Origin of the sequence: Paenarthrobacter aromaticivorans (assembly GCF_019038615.1) — a bacterium.
Classification (GTDB): domain Bacteria; phylum Actinomycetota; class Actinomycetes; order Actinomycetales; family Micrococcaceae; genus Arthrobacter; species Arthrobacter aromaticivorans.
This window is the reverse complement of record NZ_JAHOPC010000008.1, coordinates 145,198-160,255: the sequence shown is the minus strand read 5'-3', so window position 1 is coordinate 160,255 and position 15,058 is coordinate 145,198. Positions and strand designations below refer to the sequence as shown.

Sequence of the window (15,058 nt, the reverse complement as noted above, 5' to 3'; positions counted from 1 at the left end):
ACTGCCAGCCTCACCGGGCCACAGACGAGGCGTGAGTTAAAGCTCACATTCGGCCCGTGCAATAGGCTCTAAGCCATGAGCAGCGACCATCCTGGGCACCCCGGCGGACACCAACCCTACCCGCGGCCGTACCTGGAACCTGCAGCCAATCCCACGTGGATCGGACGCGTACAGCCCGGAAACTACCAACCAGCGCCGGGGAACCCCGGGGGCCTTCCCCAGCAGACCTGGGCGGCGCCACCGGTATCCCGGGGACGCCGGTCGCCGGGAACTCTCCCATTGCTCGTGGCAGGCGCCATATTGGTCTTCGGCAGTCTTCTTCTGGTGGTTCCCTTCCTTCTGGGCAATACAGGAATCACAGGCTTCGTGATCGGGTTCATCGCCTCCCTGCTCCCGTTGTCGGTGGTGCTGCTGACCGTACGGCTCATTGACCGTTGGGAGCCCGAACCGAACAGGCTGCTGTGGTTCGCTTTCACGTGGGGAGCTGCAGTCTCGATCGCCGGAACATTGTTGATCCAGCCCCTCTTCGCCTTGGCAGCTCCTACCACCAGCGAAGAAGCATTCACCTATTTCATGGCTACGGTCCAGGCTCCCATCGTGGAGGAATTCACCAAATCGCTTGGCCTGTTGCTTCTCATCCTTGGCGCCCGGAAATATTTCGATGGTCCCGTGGATGGTGTGGTCTTTGCCTTTACCATCGCCGCCGGCTTCGCCTTCACCGAGAACATCCTCTACTTCGGCCGTGAGATCGCCTCCTCATCGGAGCCCGGCACGGACCTTGTCCGCATCTTTATCCTTCGCGGTGTCATGTCACCCTTCGCCCACGCCATTTTCACGGGGACAACCGGCCTGATTATGGGATTCGCCGCCCGGAGATGGCATTCCGGTTATGCAGTGCTGGCCTTCGCCATCGGTCTCCTGCCGGCCATGTTCCTGCACAACCGGTGGAACAGCATGGGCCAGGACTTCCTGCTGGACTACTTCGTGGTGCAGGTGCCGATCTTCCTGATCGCGGCCCTCGGCATCATTTTCCTGCGCCTTGCCGAAGGCAAACTCACGCGCCAGCGGCTGCTCGAATATGCCAGGGCCGGATGGTTCACGCCAGCCGAAGTTGAAATGCTCGCAACATCCCAAGGAAGGCGACAGGCGGTTCGCTGGGCAGCCTCGCGTGGACGTGCGGCGCAGATGCGGGCATTCATCAAGGGTGCCACGGCCTTGGCGTTCACCCGCCAACGCATCCTCAGCGGCCGCGATGTGCCGGTTCATCAGCAGGACGAACTTGACCATCTTCGCGCGATTCCAGAGCTCCGGGCGGCAGTGCTGCACTAGCAGAAAGAGAAGGACCCGCATCCTGCGTGGATGCGGGTCCTTTCAAGCCTGATTGAGACTTAGCCATTTCGACTCGGCCCTTTCGGGCCTGAAGCAGTCCGGCAGTGCTCCTACGCGAGCAGTGACGGCTTGAGCTTCTGGAGCCGGCCGAGCAAGCCGTTGATGAAGGCCGGTGATTCGTCCGTGGACATCGTCTTGGCGAGGGCCACAGCTTCGCTGACTGCCACTCCGTCCGGGACTTCGTCGTTGTAGAGGAGCTCCCAGGCACCAATGCGGAGGATGATGCGGTCTACCGAAGGCATCCGCTCCAGCGTCCAGCCCTGGGCATAGGTCTGCAGGAACTCATCGATGGTTGGCTGCATGGAGACGACACCCTCAACGATTTCCATCGTGTAAGGGTTAATGACGAGATCCGTCTTCTCCCGACGCGCCTTGAGCGCGTCGAAAGCCGAAACGGAACGCTGCTCCGCCTCGAAAAGTACTTCAAGTGCCCTGCTACGGGCTTTACCGCGTGCGCTCACTAGTCGTTGACCCGGCCCAGGTAGCTGCCATCGCGGGTATCAACCTTGACTTTGGTGCCCTGCTCTACGAACAGCGGAACCTGGATTTCGTAGCCGGTTTCCACGGTTGCAGGCTTGGTGCCTGCCGAGGAGCGGTCGCCCTGCAGGCCGGGCTCGGTGTAGGTGATTTCGAGAACGACGCTCGGCGGCAGCTCGATGTACAGCGGAGTGCCTTCGTGGATGGCGATGTTCACCATCTGGTTCTCAAGCATGAAGTTTGTGGCGTCGCCCACCGTAGCACCGGAAACGGTGATTTGGTCGTAGTCCTGGGTGTCCATGAAGACGAAGTCTTCGCCATCCTGGTACAGGTACTGGTAGTCACGGCGGTCAACCGTAGCGGTCTCGATCTTCAGGCCGGCGTTGAAGGTCTTGTCAACCACCTTGCCGGACATGACATTGCGCATCTTGGTGCGAACGAAAGCGCCACCCTTGCCCGGCTTGACGTGCTGGAACTCAATGATGTTCCAGAGCTGGCCCTCGAGCTTCAGTACGGTTCCGTTCTTGATGTCGTTTGTGGTTGCCACTCGTATCCTCTGGTTTCTCTCACTGGTTCTAGCTACGGTTTCTAGCTTCCAGCCGGGTATGCCAGCCAGCATGCCAAAAGGCGTGCCAGCGCGTATTTATCAAAAATCCAAGAACCATTCTACCGGCAAATGGGAAGGGGCTTGGTTTCGGGTGGTTCCAGCCTGGATCAGGATGCGAGTTCCAGCACGTCCCTGGCCCGTTGGAGGGCAACCGCGGAGGAGTAAATCAGCGCGGCATCGGCGGCGTTGGCAACCCTCAGGTCCAGGGCCCTGGCGAACTCTTCGGACGCTGCCAGCGCGTTTCCGCTCACGAAGTAGGCCCTGCCCAAATACTGGTGAACGATCGCTTCCTTGGACGTGCCGTGGACTTCCTGCAGCAGCTGGCGGAACAGTTGGATGGCACGGTCGAGGCGGTTGGTGGCCCGGTGGACTTCAGCTTCAAAAATCCGCAACCGGAAGGATTCCGGGTCTTTGTAGCGGGCTTCGGCGAGCAATTCCGCCGCTTCCTTGGGCTGGTTTTCCAGCAGCAGCGCCATGATGCGGTCCGCCGGATCTTCCGAAGCAGCCAACGCTGATTCCAGTGCGTCTTCATTGACGACGACGGGCAGCAGAGTGTCGGGATTCATGCGGACGCCCGGGAACCCTGCGGTTGGCCAATCGCTGACGCCTTCCCTGAGGGCCGTCATCATGACGCAATCTCCTGGTAGGCGGCAAACAACAGGGACGTATCGGGGACGTCCAGAATGCCAGGCTTGGCTACGCCATCCAGGACAACAAAGCGCAGGAGGTCGCCGCGGGACTTCTTATCCCGGCGCATGCCATCCAGCAGGCCTTGCCAGCGGTCCTTGCGGTAGGTAATGGGCAATCCAAGGCTCTCGAGGATGGTACGGTGCCGGTCGGCGTCGGCGTCGGAGAGCCTTCCAACGCTTCGCGCCAGTTCAGCAGCGAACATCATGCCCACCGAAACGGCCGCACCATGGCGCCAGGAGTACCGTTCCACTAATTCAATGGCATGGCCCAAGGTGTGTCCGTAGTTCAGGATTTCGCGCAGCCCCGATTCCTTGAGGTCCTGGGAGACTACGTTGGCTTTGACCGCAATGGCACGCTCGATGAGTTCACGGACGACGTCAGATTCCGGATCCATCACGGCGTCCGTGTTCATTTCAACGAGGTCAAGGATCGCGGGATCGGCGATAAAGCCGCACTTGATGACCTCTGCCATCCCGGAGATCAGTTCGTTCCGCGGCAAGGTCTTGAGCGTGTCCAAATCGGCGAGTACAGCCGCCGGCGGATGGAATGACCCCACCAGGTTCTTGCCTTCGGCCGTGTTGATGCCTGTCTTGCCGCCAACAGAGGCGTCCACCATACCCAGCAGGCTTGTTGGCATGTGGATCACCTTGACGCCGCGCAGCCACGTAGCCGCCACGAATCCGGCGAGGTCGGTCACCGCGCCGCCACCCACGGCCACGATCGCATCCGAGCGAGTGAAATCGTTCTGTCCCAGAACCTGCCAGCAGAAGGCGGCAACCTGAATGTGCTTGCCCTCTTCGGCGTCCGGGATTTCTGCCGTCAGGGCAGTGAAGCCCGCAGCTTCGAGTTCATCGCGGACGGTGTCGCCGGTCAGTCGAAGAGCGCGCGGGTGAATTACAAGCACGCGTCGAACCCGTTCGCCAAGTTTGGCAGGAAGCGATTCGAGCAGGCCACGGCCCACTACGACGTCGTAGTTCTCCGCGCTGGATTGGCCGGTCACCTTGATGACGGTTGCTTCGTTGCTCACTTTTCAACTTCCTCTTTCAAGGCTGCATGCTGGCGCAGCCGCTCCTCCAGTTGGAGGCCTATTTCAGCCACGGATCCCGAACGGACGTCCAGGACGATGTCTGCAAGACGCTCATACACAGGACGCCTGGTGGCAAACAGGGCCTCCCAACGCGACATTGCGTCGCCCTGCAGCAAAGGCCTGCCGGTGTTTCGCGCAATCCGGTCCGCGACAGTCGAGGCGTCACATTCCAGGTAAACCACGGTGCACTCCCCCAGTAATTGCTGGGTTCCCGAGTCCAGGACGGCTCCGCCACCAAGCGAGATCACACTGGGCTGCTCCTTGGCGGCCTCGATGGCTTTCGCCACCGCCCGGGCTTCAATTTCCCGGAAGGCGTGTTCACCCCGGCCGGCAAAAATGTCCGCGATGCTGCCGTGCGCTGCGACCACCACGGCGTCGGTGTCCACGAATGGAACGCCGAGCTGCTGGGCAAGCTGCTGGCCGATCGCAGACTTGCCAACCGCCATGGGGCCGACGAGGACAACGGGACGGCCAGAACAGCCGTCCTGAATTGGGCGGCCCACTACCGTCCGACCGAGTCCAGGGTTGCCGGGATGTTCTCGAGGTAGCTCTGCAGGTTACGCGTGGTCTCGGCCACGGAGTCGCCACCGAACTTCTCGGCAATGGCTTCTGCGAGGACAAGGGCCACCATGGCCTCGGCCACAACGCCCGCTGCTGGAACTGCACAAACGTCCGAACGCTGGTGGTGGGCCTTGGCTGGTTCCCCGGTGCTGACATCAATGGTGCGCAGCGCGCGGGGAACAGTGGCAATAGGCTTCATGGCGGCACGGACTCGCAGAACTTCGCCGATGCTCATGCCACCCTCAATGCCGCCGGCACGGTTGGTCTGACGAATAATTTTGCCGTTCTCATCCTTGAGGATTTCGTCGTGTGCTGCAGAACCGCGGCGGGCAGCGGTGAGGAACCCGTCACCGACCTCAACGCCCTTAATGGCCTGGATGCCCATCAGCGCAGCGGCCAGTCGGGAATCGAGGCGGCGGTCCCAGTGGACGTAACTGCCCAATCCAGGCGGAAGTCCGTAGGCAAGGACCTCAACCACGCCTCCAAGGGTCTCGCCTTCCTTGTGGGCGGCATCCACCTCGGCGACCATTGCATCCGAAGTCTCGCGGTCGAAGCAGCGCAAGGGATCTGCGTCAAGGGCGATGACGTCCTTGGGCAGAGGCAACGCCTTGCCCTCGGGTACGGTGACGCTGGCAATGGAAACGGTATGGCTTACCAATTCCACGCCCAGCTGCTTAAGGAACTGGGCGGCAACGGTACCGAGAGCAACACGGGTGGCGGTTTCACGCGCACTTGCGCGCTCAAGGACCGGACGGGCTTCGTCAAAGCCGTACTTCTGCATCCCGGTGAAATCGGCATGCCCAGGACGCGGGCGCGTCAGGGGCGCGTTGCGGGCTTGGTCGGCAAGGACTTCAGGGTCCACAGGATCAGCAGACATAATCTGCTCCCACTTTGGCCATTCGGTGTTGCCCACCTGAATAGCGACCGGACCACCCTGGGTGATGCCGTGGCGTACGCCACCGAGGATCGTGACTTCGTCCTGTTCAAACTTCATGCGGGCACCACGCCCATAGCCCAGGCGACGACGCGCCAAGGCATCACGGATTTGCCCACTGGTGAGTTCAACACCGGCGGGCACGCCTTCAACAATTCCGATCAGAGCCGGACCATGGGATTCACCGGCAGTCAACCAACGCAACATATAACCAATCCTGCCATGTAAGGCCTCTAGAACACTCGCCGGGGAAGCCCAACTGAGTCGCACATCACATCTATGACGGAGGCGTCAACGTCACAGCCACTGAACTGCCGGATCTGCTCCGCAGCTTGGTACATCAGCATTTCAAGCCCTGGAACCACCGCTCCCCCATGGCCGTGCCAAACCTCGGCGAGGCGGCTCGGCCAAGGGTCATAAGCGACGTCCAGCAAAACCCCCGCCCCTGTTCCTGGCAGGGCAGCGAGTTCCTCCGCAAGCGCATCGGCCGCGCGCGGTGGAAAAGTGGAGATGACAAGCCCGGACCCAGCCACAGCCGTGGCCGCCTCACTGAGGGGCCGGACCCGCAGGGAAATTCCGACGGCGGCCGCGGCGGCTTGCGCGTCGCCGGCACGGGTTGTGTCCCGAACGAAAACGTCGACATGTTCAGCTCCGAGCTCGCGGACGGCAGCGACCGCAGCCGCTGAGGTACCTCCACCGCCAAGAACAGCGGCATGCCCTGCCGAAGCGATTCCGGCGTAACGTACTGCCTCTACGATGCCCTTGACGTCGGTGTTGTAGCCGACTCGGCGGACCGATCCGCCGTCGTTCTCGAAGACGACCGTGTTGATAACGCCCAAATGGGCGCCCGCGCCACGAACCTCATCGACTTCCCTGACCATGGCCGACTTCAGGGGCATGGTTACCGAAAGCCCGCACCACGACCCATCCCCGCGAAGGGAGTCCATGAACACCGGCAACCTATCGACCGTCAGGTCGATTGCCGAGTACTCGATGTCCACGCCGAGCTTGGCGTAGGCAGCAGTGTGCATCGCCGGGGACTTCGAATGTGAGATCGGGTGCCCGAGGACCGCGGCGCGACGACTCACACGCACCGTCCGGCGTGGGCCTGGCACCACGCGTTGTACTGCTCAACGTAAGTGCTGTGTTCGGCCAGCGTCTTGGAGAACTTGGTCTCCTTGGTGTCCAGGTTGATGGTCACCCAGTACAGGTAATCATTTTGGGTCGGTTTGGCCGCCGCATCGATCGCCGTCTTACCCGGGGAACCAATCGGACCAGCAGGCAGCCCAGGGTTCGCATAGGTGTTGTAGGTGTTGGACTTGTCAGCCTTCTCTTCATCGGTGAGGTGGAAGGACTTCTTACCCAGGCCATAGGTGACTGTGGCATCCGACTGGATGAGGCCGTTGGTCTCGGTGTTGTTGGGCTTGAGCCGGTTATAAATGGCGCCGGCGACGTTTCCGTAGTCGGCCTGGCCACCCTCCGCCTGGACGATGCTGGCGATGGTTACGGTGTCGTACTGCTTGGCCGGATCCGTAATTCCTTGGGCCTTGAGCTCATCAAGGGTGCCGGAGACCAGCTTCTGGATAATGTCCTTACCCGATGTTCCCAGCGGGAAGCGGTACTCTCCGGGAGCGAGGAAGCCCTCCAGGTTCTTGGCCTTCGCAGGCACCCCGAACTGTCCGGGCGCCTGGTTGAAGCCATTGAGTTGGGCCATGGGAATACCGGAGCCCTTGGAGATTGCCTCGAGCGACTCGTTGATCCGGAGCCCGGCACTCAGGGCAAAGTAGATCACCTTGGAGGCGTCCTTATTGGCAAGGACCGCCACGGCGTCGGAGTTTTTCATCTCCGTGCGGAACGTGAATTCGCCTGGCGAGAGTTCGCCGCCGTCCGCCACGAATGCCTTGACGAAGGTATCGGCGTCAGCCACCACGTGGTTTTCCACGAGGGCGGTTGCCACTGCCTTGGGACCTGCGCCTTCCGGCACCGTGATGCTGACGGATCCTGTCCCCGGGCCCGGATAGTCCGTGACTTTGTCCATGCCCAGGAGCGGCCTGAGGAATTGCGCACCGATCGCGATGGCGGCAACGAAGACTCCCAGCGTGATCAGCAAGGCAAGGATGCGACGACGGCGGCGCGCCTTCTTTGCCGCGGCCTTGGATACCGCCGGAGTTTCGACGGGAGCTATCAAATCATGATGGTGGTCGTGATGCAGCTCGTCGTGATGAAGCTCGTCGTGAAGTTCTTCGTGATCCAGGTGGCCTTCATGGCCTTCGTACGCGTAGTGCGGGTCATGCTCTGTGAACGGATGATCGTCAACGTGGACCGGGCCGTCATGGACACCGTAGTGGTGGGTTTCATTCACATGACCGGCGAAGACGGGTACAACGGCGGGGACCGTGTGGGCGTCTTCATGCTGCTCTTCGTCCGAAAGCAACGGATCCGCCGGCGTTTCAGTATGTTCAGGCGTCTCGATGTGTACGGGCGTTTCAGTATGTGCAGGCGTTTCGGTGACTACCGGCGTCGCAACAGTTGGTGAAGCCTCCGGAACCGGTGGAACAGCCGGAGCAGGAACATCCGCCTCCACCGGTTCAGGCACAGTAGTCGGCCGGGGAACGGCGGGAATCGGACGGGGCAGTTCAGGCTCAACGTCGGTCGAAGGCGCTGCTTCCCCCGGCGTCGCTTCGGGAACGGGTACGACGTTCTGGTTCTGGGTGGCGAGGAATCGTTCCCGCGCCCGCAGTTCCTTGCGGGTCAGCGGCATGCCGCCGCCAGCGGTTCCGCTGGAGGGGTCGTTGTTGACCGGGCTCACAGTTGCAGTCCCCTCGTAGAAGAATCTGGTTCAGGGCCGGAGGAAGCCTGCAGCGTTGGGGCACTGCGGGATGTATCAGACTGCGCCGGTGCATTTACTCGGCGGCCAACGTCCGTTCCTCTGGCTTTTTGCATGTCGATCGCGTGCTGAAGTATTCCAGCAGCGGCAACCTGATCAACCACTTTACGGTGGTTCTTGCTGCTCATGCCAGCTTCGTGCAGGTTGCGGTGCGCCGTAACAGTGGAAAGACGCTCGTCTACGAGGTTCACCGGAACGTCCAAACCGGCGCGGGCAAGCTCGCCCGCCAGCAGTTCGGCGTACTCAGTTGCCATCTGCGCGGAGCTTCGTTCCTCGCCCTTCATCGTCTTTGGCAGGCCCACGAAAATCTGCACGGCCCGCATTTCCGTAGCCTGTTTGACCACCACGCGAACATCGGAGTTCTTCTTGGCGTCGCGGCCCACTGTCTTAAAAGGCGTGGCCAGGATTTCGTCGGGGTCGCAAATGGCCAGCCCAACCCTGACGGTGCCGACGTCTACCCCCAGCTTGATGCCTTGGGGGTAGACGCCGCTGTTCGTACTGGAATTCACCGTTAGCGCTTGGCTATCGCATCCACCACCGCTGTGAGGGCCTCAGAGACCTTCCCAGCGTCGGTGCCGCCACCTTGGGCGACGTCGTCCTTGCCACCTCCGCCACCACCGAGGATGCCGGCGGCAAGGCGCACCAATGCTCCGGCCTTCACACCGGCTTCACGGGCAGCCTCATTTGTGGCAATCAAAATGACGGGCCTGTCATTGCTGACACCGGCAACGGCCACAGTGGCGGCTTCGGAGCCCAGACGGTTGCGGAGGTCGAGGGCAAGGTTCCGGAGATCGTCTGCTCCACCTACCTGGCCGGCATCGTGGGCTACAACGCGCACACCTGCTGCGTCCTTGGCGGTGCCCACCAGGTTGGCGGCCGCTGCAGCCAACTGCTCCTTGCGAAGGCGGTCGAGTTCCTTCTCTGTTGCCTTCAACTTGTTCAACGTGCTGGAGATGCGGTCCGCGAGCTGGCCGGAGGGAACCTTCAGCAGTTCAGTGAGTTCCGTAACCAGTGCACGCTCGGCGGCCAGGTGGCGGAAAGCATCCAAGCCCACGAAGGCCTCCACGCGGCGGTTTCCGGAACCGACGGACTGCTCACCCAACAGGGAAAGGCTGCCAATAAGGGAGGTATTGGACACGTGGGTTCCACCACAAAGCTCGCGGGACCACGCGCCGTCGATCTCCACGACACGTACTTCACTGCCGTAGTTCTCGCCGAACAGGGCCATGGCGCCCAGGGCCTTGGCCTCGGCCAATCCCATGACCTTGGTGTCCACCCGGTAGTTGTTCCGGATGGCGATGTTGGAAACCTCTTCAATTTCGGACCGGGTGGCGGGGCTCAGGCCCTCCCCCCAGGCGAAGTCGAAGCGGAGGTAGCCAGCCTTGTTATAGGAACCCCGCTGGGTAGCTTCCGGGCCCAGGATCTGGTGCAGCGCGGCATGCACAATGTGCGTACCCGTGTGCGCCTGTTCGGCTGCGTGGCGCCGTTCACGGTCTACGGCGGCGCGCACCAGGGCGTCGGTGGCGATCTCACCTTCCCGGACGATTGCCTTATGGACGCTGAGGCCCTTAACCGGGCGCTGGACGTCCAGGACCTCGACGACGAACCCGTCGCCGGTGATCAGGCCGGTATCGGCCGACTGTCCACCGGCTTCTGCGTAGAACGGCGTCTCATTGAGCACCAATTCGATTTCGTCACCGGTGGAAGCGTGCGCCACCCGCTGGCCGGCACTGACGATGCCGCGGACCTTGGACTCCCCTTCAAGCTCGTCGTAGCCGGTAAAGGTGGTCTCGCCCTGGCCCAGCATTTCCTGGTAGGCGCTGAGGTCGGCGTGGCCGCCCTTCTTGCCTTTGGCATCTGCCTGCGCGCGCTGACGCTGTTCGAGCATGAGCGAGCGGAAGCCGGCTTCGTCAACCTTAAGGCCGGCTTCTTCAGCCATTTCCAAAGTGAGGTCAATGGGGAATCCATAGGTGTCATGCAGCGCAAAAGCGTCGGCGCCGGACAAGGGAACGCCTGCAGCCTTCGATTCGGCCACTGCATCCTCCAGGCGTGCCGTACCCGAAGCGATGGTGCGCAGGAACGCTTTTTCTTCGGCATAAGCGATACGGCTGATGCGGGCGAAGTCCGTCTCCACCACTGGGTAGACACCCTTCATGGCGTCGCGGGAAGCGGGAAGGAGGTCCGGCAGGCAAGCCTTCTCCACACCGAGCAGGCGCATGGCACGGACGGCCCTGCGGATCAGCCGGCGCAGGACGTAGCCGCGCCCTTCGTTGGACGGTGCCACGCCGTCGGCAATCAGCATCAGGGCCGAGCGGATGTGGTCGGCGACAACGCGCATGCGGACGTCGTCAGTGTGGTGCGGATCATCAGCTGACTCCGCAGAGGTGTACTCACGGCCGGACAGCTCGGCAGCTTTGTCAATGACAGGACGGACCTGATCGGTCTCATACATGTTTTCGACACCCTGGAGAATCATCGCCAGACGTTCCATGCCCAAGCCGGTGTCAATGTTCTTCTGCGGCAGTTCGCCAACGATGTCGAAGTCCACCTTGGAGCGGACATTCTCGATCTGGTACTGCATGAACACGAGGTTCCAGATTTCGATGTAACGGGTCTCGTCGGCGAGGGGTCCGCCTTCAATGCCGTAAGCAGGGCCGCGGTCGTAGTAGATCTCCGAACAGGGGCCGGCGGGGCCCGGCTGGCCAGTGGACCAGTAGTTGTCAGCCTTGCCCATGCGCTGGATCCGCTCGGCAGGAATTCCTGTGTTCTTGAGCCACAGTTCCTTGGCTTCGTCGTCTTCTTCGTACACGGTCACCCAGAGGCGTTCCGCCGGAAGCCCATAGCCGCCGTCGTCAACGCTCTTGGTGAGCAGCTCGAAGGCGAACTTGATGGCGTCTTCCTTGAAGTAATCGCCAAAGGAGAAGTTGCCGCACATCTGGAAAAACGTGCCGTGGCGGGCGGTCTTGCCCACCTCCTCGATATCTCCCGTGCGTATGCACTTCTGAACACTCGTGGCACGCGTGTAGGGAGGCTCTTCGCGCGCGGTCAGATAAGGAATGAATGGGACCATGCCGGCCACAGTGAAGAGAAGTGACGGGTCGCTTGAAACGAGCGACGCGGAGGGAACGGCGGTGTGACCCTTGCTGACAAAAAAGTCCACCCAGCGCTTGGTGATCTCCTGCGACTTCATTAGCTGATTACTTACCCTTCTCAATTCACTGCACACGTTGTGCGCGGAACCGGCTGTTGCCCTTCCGCAGCTTTCCATTCTGCCCTGTTGCGGGCGCGGGAGCGAACCGTGTTCGCTAGCGCCGGCCGGCGTTGGGGTTGTAATCCGTACTGGTAATGCCCAACGCGGCCCTCAAGTCCTCTTCGCGTTCATGCATGCCGGAACGCACGGCGTCCGCGAAATCGAACATGCCATCCGCCAGGCGGCCAACCGCACGGTTAAGTCCGTCGGGGCCGATGCTGGCCTGGGCCTCGGTGACTTTGCGGAAGGCGATAATGCCAATGGCGACGCCAATGCCCATCCAAACAATTCTTTTCATGTGTTCCCGGTCTCCAATTGGTCAGCGGCTGCGACGGCCGGAGGAAGGAGCGCGACGGCCCGCGAAGGCCGAACGAACACCATAGCTAAAGGCTGCAACCTTGATCAGCGGCGAACCAACCGTCGCAGCCACCAGGGAGGACAGGGCGGAAATGTTCGCCGATGCGTCGGACACGTTCGAGGCGATGCCGTCGACTTTCTTCAGTTGCTGGTTGGTAGTGGAAACCGTTGCGGTTACTTCGTCCATGAGGGGCGTCGCCCCGTCGCTGATGGATCGGATGGTGGTGCGCACTTCGTCAAAGACGCCACCGAGCTTCAAGATAGGCACGGCCAACAGCAGGACCAGCAGTGCGAACACTCCTGCTGCGATCAGGCCGGCGATGTCGCCACCAGACATAGAATTCATCTCCTAGATTGTTGCGCTGCCCGGCACTGCCGGTATCCGGCTTCGGCCAAGGCCTCCCCAGTACCCTATCGAAAAAACGTCAGTACCCTACCTACAAAGAAAGCCCGTGGCGTGTGCCACGGGCTTCCTTGTAAGCGCTGCTTGAATTTAGCGAGCGTAGAATTCGACGACGAGCTGCTCTTCGCAGATCACGGGGACCTCAGAGCGCTTCGGGCGGCGAACCAAGCGGGCCTGCAGGGCGTCGAGCTTGACGTCCAGGTATGCCGGCACGTTGTTCAGTGCGTGGGCACCAGCAGCCGCGACCTGGAACGGAGCCATGACCTCGGAGCGGCTGTGAACGTGGATGAGCTGGCCTTCGCCAACGCGGAAGGACGGGCGGTCCACGCGGATGCCGTCAACCATGATGTGGCGGTGCACAACGAGCTGGCGGGCCTGTGCGATGGTGCGGGCGAAGCCTGCACGCAGTACCAGGGCGTCCAAACGCATTTCGAGCAGCTCAACCAGGTTTTCACCGGTGAGGCCCTTGGTGCGGCGGGCTTCTTCGAAGGCGCGGGTCATCTGGGCTTCGCGGATGCCGTACTGGGCGCGGAGACGCTGCTTTTCGCGCAGACGTACGGCGTAGTCGGAGTCCTGCTTCTTGCGGGCACGGCCGTGCTCACCGGGGCCGTACGGGCGGCGCTCCATGTACTTGGCGGCCTTGGGGGTCAGAGCAATGCCGAGTGCACGCGAAAGGCGTGCGGTACGGCGAGCACGAGTGTTGTTAGCCACTTGTGTCCTTCCAAATTACTGCGGTGTGTCAGTGTTACTGGCCTCCATCAGGGAGAGCATCGGCCAACCGCTGCCTTTTGCTACTGGCCCGCGGCACAGCTCCATTGAAGGAATCTTCAAAGGGATTGTGCGTCGGGTCATGCCAGACAAAGAACTATCCTACCACGCTACTGTCCCCGGATGATCTTGCGGAGCCGTTCCAGCCTGGCGGCTATATCGCGTTCGGCGCCGTTGTTGGTTGGCTCGTAGTAGTCCTTTCCCACGAGGTCATCCGGCGGGTACTGCTGGGTTGCCACCCCATGCGGTTCATCATGGGCGTACTTGTAGCTCTTGCCATGTCCCAATTGTTTGGCGCCTGGATAGTGCGCGTCGCGCAGATGCATGGGGATGCCGCCGCCGAAACCGGCACGGACGTCGGCAACCGCCTTGTTCAGGCCCATGTACGCCGCATTCGACTTGGGGGCGGTGGCAAGGTGGACAACGGCTTCGGCCAGGACGATCCGGCCTTCCGGCATACCGATCAACTGAACGGCCTGCGCCGCAGCTACGGCCGTCTGCAAAGCAGTGGGATCGGCCATGCCGATGTCTTCCGCGGCGGAGATGACGATGCGCCGTGCCACGAACCTCGGGTCCTCCCCCGCTTCCAGCATCCGCGCCAGATAGTGAAGGGAGGCATCAACGTCCGAGCCCCTGATGGACTTGATGAACGCACTGGCGACGTCGTAGTGCTGGTCGCCGGCCCGGTCATAACGAACAGCAGCGGCGTCCAGGGCACGCTCGGTGTGCCTGAGTTCCACCAGCACAGGAGCGTCGGGGGCGCCGTCGCCGGCAAGCCCCGGTTCGCCGTCGTCCGTGACGTTGGTATCGTCGGTTTCGCCTTCCCCTTCGACGACGGCTGAGACAGCATTGCTGTCTCCGAACGCGACGCCGGCCGCAGCTTCCAAGGCTGTCAGTGCCCTTCTGGCGTCACCGCCGGAGAGCCGCACCAAATGATCCAAAGCCTCAGGACTGAGTTCCACGCGCCCGGCAAGGCCACGGGCGTCGGCAACGGCCCGCTGTAACAGCCCTGCAATGTCGTCATCCGTCAGTGGCTTCAGCGTCAAAAGAAGCGAGCGGGACAGCAGCGGTGACACCACGGAGAACGACGGGTTCTCGGTGGTGGCCGCCACCAGGACCACCCAGCGGTTTTCAACGCCAGGCAACAGTGCGTCCTGCTGGGCCTTGTTGAAACGGTGGATTTCATCGAGGAACAGGACGGTGGTCTTCTTGTACAGGTCCCGGGCGGTCAACGCCTCATCCATCACCCGGCGAACGTCCTTCACACCAGCAGTAATGGCAGACAATTCCACGAACTTCCGCCCCGGCCCGCGGGCGATGACATGTGCCAACGTGGTTTTCCCGGTTCCCGGAGGCCCCCAGAGTATGACCGAACTGGGGCCTGCCGGGCCCGCAGCTTCTGCGCCCGCGGCGAGCTGGCGAAGCGGGGAACCGTGTCCCAACAAATGCTGTTGACCCACCACGTCGTCCAAGGTCCGGGGGCGCATCCGAACTGCGAGCGGGCTCCGTTGGGACGCCATCCACCCGGCGTCGGAGGCTCCCCCTGCGGCAGGCAGATCCTCCGACTCGTCGTCGTTGTTTGCACCGGCACCAAAGAGATCTTCCACATGGATAGGCTACTCATAGTTCCAACAAAGGAGACATCGAC

At 62.0% G+C, this 15,058-nt stretch carries 15 protein-coding genes; 1 reads left to right on the top strand and 14 read right to left on the bottom strand.

Annotation, left to right across the window (positions count from 1 at the left end):
• The first annotated feature begins 75 nt into the window (after nucleotides 1-75).
• A complete protein-coding gene (locus tag KSW38_RS14220; protein WP_216925563.1) occupies nucleotides 76-1,329 on the top strand; it encodes a PrsW family intramembrane metalloprotease in 1,254 nt (417 codons plus the stop codon).
• Between the two features lie 110 nt (nucleotides 1,330-1,439).
• On the opposite strand, the gene nusB is transcribed toward KSW38_RS14220, so the two are convergent.
• From nusB to KSW38_RS14150, 14 genes are all read right to left on the bottom strand, one after another.
• The gene (gene nusB, locus KSW38_RS14215; RefSeq protein ID WP_216925562.1) at nucleotides 1,440-1,850 is read right to left on the bottom strand and encodes a transcription antitermination factor NusB; all 411 of its coding nucleotides are present in this window, start codon (nucleotides 1,848-1,850) and stop codon (nucleotides 1,440-1,442) included.
• Entirely contained in the window at nucleotides 1,850-2,413 is a 564-nt protein-coding gene (gene efp / locus KSW38_RS14210) for an elongation factor P (RefSeq protein ID WP_011774957.1), read from the bottom strand. The genes nusB and efp overlap by 1 nt, the downstream gene beginning before the upstream one ends.
• A gap of 167 nt (nucleotides 2,414-2,580) precedes the next feature.
• Nucleotides 2,581-3,102, bottom strand: coding sequence for a tetratricopeptide repeat protein (locus KSW38_RS14205; protein WP_216925561.1), 522 nt, complete (start codon nucleotides 3,100-3,102; stop codon nucleotides 2,581-2,583).
• Nucleotides 3,099-4,190, bottom strand: coding sequence for a 3-dehydroquinate synthase (gene aroB / locus KSW38_RS14200; protein ID WP_216925560.1), 1,092 nt, complete (start codon nucleotides 4,188-4,190; stop codon nucleotides 3,099-3,101). Before aroB ends, KSW38_RS14205 begins: the two co-directional genes overlap by 4 nt.
• Complete coding sequence (locus tag KSW38_RS14195; RefSeq protein WP_216925559.1) at nucleotides 4,187-4,753, bottom strand: shikimate kinase; 567 nt, start codon at nucleotides 4,751-4,753, stop codon at nucleotides 4,187-4,189. The genes aroB and KSW38_RS14195 overlap by 4 nt, the downstream gene beginning before the upstream one ends.
• Nucleotides 4,753-5,952 (bottom strand): chorismate synthase, encoded by a 1,200-nt coding sequence (gene aroC / locus KSW38_RS14190; RefSeq protein WP_216925558.1) that lies wholly within the window; start codon nucleotides 5,950-5,952, stop codon nucleotides 4,753-4,755. Before aroC ends, KSW38_RS14195 begins: the two co-directional genes overlap by 1 nt.
• 26 nt (nucleotides 5,953-5,978) lie before the next feature.
• Nucleotides 5,979-6,833 carry a shikimate dehydrogenase gene (locus KSW38_RS14185; RefSeq protein ID WP_216925557.1) on the bottom strand — a complete coding sequence of 285 codons (855 nt, stop codon included), beginning with the start codon at nucleotides 6,831-6,833 and terminating at the stop codon, nucleotides 5,979-5,981.
• Nucleotides 6,830-8,554: an endolytic transglycosylase MltG gene (gene mltG, locus KSW38_RS14180; RefSeq protein WP_216925556.1), complete on the bottom strand. Its 1,725-nt coding sequence runs from the start codon at nucleotides 8,552-8,554 to the stop codon at nucleotides 6,830-6,832. The genes KSW38_RS14185 and mltG overlap by 4 nt, the downstream gene beginning before the upstream one ends.
• On the bottom strand, nucleotides 8,551-9,141 hold the full coding sequence (ruvX, locus tag KSW38_RS14175; protein WP_216925555.1) for a Holliday junction resolvase RuvX: 591 nt from the start codon (nucleotides 9,139-9,141) through the stop codon (nucleotides 8,551-8,553). Before ruvX ends, mltG begins: the two co-directional genes overlap by 4 nt.
• 2 nt (nucleotides 9,142-9,143) lie before the next feature.
• Nucleotides 9,144-11,822, bottom strand: a complete 2,679-nt coding sequence (gene alaS, locus KSW38_RS14170; RefSeq protein WP_216925554.1) for an alanine--tRNA ligase — start codon at nucleotides 11,820-11,822, stop codon at nucleotides 9,144-9,146.
• A gap of 115 nt (nucleotides 11,823-11,937) precedes the next feature.
• Entirely contained in the window at nucleotides 11,938-12,180 is a 243-nt protein-coding gene (locus tag KSW38_RS14165) for a DUF6167 family protein (RefSeq protein WP_223946200.1), read from the bottom strand.
• 21 nt (nucleotides 12,181-12,201) lie between these two features.
• The gene (locus KSW38_RS14160; protein WP_216925653.1) at nucleotides 12,202-12,576 is read right to left on the bottom strand and encodes a DUF948 domain-containing protein; all 375 of its coding nucleotides are present in this window, start codon (nucleotides 12,574-12,576) and stop codon (nucleotides 12,202-12,204) included.
• Nucleotides 12,577-12,732: 156 nt separating this feature from the next.
• Complete coding sequence (gene rpsD, locus KSW38_RS14155) at nucleotides 12,733-13,353, bottom strand: 30S ribosomal protein S4 (protein ID WP_216925553.1); 621 nt, start codon at nucleotides 13,351-13,353, stop codon at nucleotides 12,733-12,735.
• Nucleotides 13,354-13,520: 167 nt separating this feature from the next.
• Nucleotides 13,521-15,017, bottom strand: coding sequence for a replication-associated recombination protein A (locus KSW38_RS14150; RefSeq protein WP_216925552.1), 1,497 nt, complete (start codon nucleotides 15,015-15,017; stop codon nucleotides 13,521-13,523).
• Nucleotides 15,018-15,058: the final 41 nt, after the last annotated feature.

Coding starts and splice junctions, on each gene's coding strand:
- KSW38_RS14220 (WP_216925563.1), top strand. CDS start 76: ATGAGCAGCGACCATCCTGGGCACCCCGGCGGACACCAACCCTACCCG.
- KSW38_RS14205 (WP_216925561.1), bottom strand. CDS start 3,102: ATGATGACGGCCCTCAGGGAAGGCGTCAGCGATTGGCCAACCGCAGGG.
- aroC (WP_216925558.1), bottom strand. CDS start 5,952: ATGTTGCGTTGGTTGACTGCCGGTGAATCCCATGGTCCGGCTCTGATC.
- alaS (WP_216925554.1), bottom strand. CDS start 11,822: ATGAAGTCGCAGGAGATCACCAAGCGCTGGGTGGACTTTTTTGTCAGC.
- KSW38_RS14165 (WP_223946200.1), bottom strand. CDS start 12,180: ATGAAAAGAATTGTTTGGATGGGCATTGGCGTCGCCATTGGCATTATC.
- KSW38_RS14160 (WP_216925653.1), bottom strand. CDS start 12,576: ATGTCTGGTGGCGACATCGCCGGCCTGATCGCAGCAGGAGTGTTCGCA.